General features: G+C 42.8%; 5 tRNA genes. All 5 read right to left on the minus strand.

The features are described 5' to 3' along the window. Window positions 1–453 precede the first annotated feature (453 nt). Window positions 454–529, minus strand: a tRNA-Val gene (locus tag ACED45_RS24045). Between the two features lie 32 nt (window positions 530–561). Beyond that, window positions 562–637 (minus strand) — tRNA-Ala (locus tag ACED45_RS24050). A 25-nt stretch (window positions 638–662) separates the two neighbouring features. Continuing rightward, window positions 663–738: transfer RNA gene (locus tag ACED45_RS24055), tRNA-Val, on the minus strand. A gap of 25 nt (window positions 739–763) precedes the next feature. Beyond that, window positions 764–839, minus strand: a tRNA-Lys gene (locus ACED45_RS24060). 2 nt (window positions 840–841) lie between these two features. Beyond that, window positions 842–917: transfer RNA gene (locus ACED45_RS24065), tRNA-Glu, on the minus strand. Between the last annotated feature and the right edge of the window lie 169 nt (window positions 918–1,086).

Genomic DNA, 1,086 nt, shown 5'->3' on the forward strand with positions numbered 1-1,086 from the left:
TGCCAAGGCATCCACCGTGTACGCTTAGTCACTTAACCATACAACCCGAAAGGGTTTCTATTTGCTTTCACTTTAAAAAGTGAAGACAAATAAGCGTATGGCAACTAACCAAGGTTTTTGATTGTCATTAAGAAGGGTTAATTCTCAATGACTGTTTGCCGGACTCAATGTGAATCAAACTATGTTTAATTCGAATACAAGACACTTGAATGTGTTTGTTGTGTTTATACCGTTCTTATTAAATAAGAGCAGATAAACATTGAGAACTTTTAAATTTGATTAACTTAATCACAGGCTTGAGCTGTTTGATTTCACTTTTTAAAGTGAAAACCAATTAAGTAATCAGTCAGCTTTCCAAATTGTTAAAGAGCAAGAGTTTTTAAAGCATTAAACTTTCAAAACCATTTTTAAATACACTCAGTTTTCTATTACTAAGAAAAGTGTGCTTAAAGATGGTGGGCGATACCGGGCTCGAACCAGTGACCCCCTGCTTGTAAGGCAGGTGCTCTCCCAACTGAGCTAATCGCCCATGATAGTTTTGATTCCTTCATGGAGAAAGAATGGTGGAGCTATGCGGGATCGAACCGCAGACCTCCTGCGTGCAAGGCAGGCGCTCTCCCAGCTGAGCTATAGCCCCATATTTTTATTTCCTTGGGAGGAAATGGTGGGCGATACCGGGCTCGAACCAGTGACCCCCTGCTTGTAAGGCAGGTGCTCTCCCAACTGAGCTAATCGCCCCAAATTTTATTTCCTTGGGAGGAAATGGTGGGTCGTGCAGGATTCGAACCTGCGACCAATTGATTAAAAGTCAACTGCTCTACCAACTGAGCTAACGACCCAATGGTATCCCGTAGGGGAGTCGAACCCCTGTTACCGCCGTGAAAGGGCGGTGTCCTAGGCCTCTAGACGAACGGGACACTGCTAATTTATCTCCACTTTAAAAAGTAGAAACAAACTTCGAAGAACCTTGGGAGTTCTTCATCTCTTATTCTTTTTAAACCTAATCAATCTGTGTGGGTACTCATCAAAGATATCTTCGTATAAGGAGGTGATCCAGCCCCAGGTTCCCCTAGGGCTACCTTGTTA

The sequence above is a fragment of the Vibrio crassostreae genome (assembly GCF_041439375.1).
In the GTDB taxonomy this organism is placed as follows: domain Bacteria; phylum Pseudomonadota; class Gammaproteobacteria; order Enterobacterales; family Vibrionaceae; genus Vibrio; species Vibrio crassostreae_D.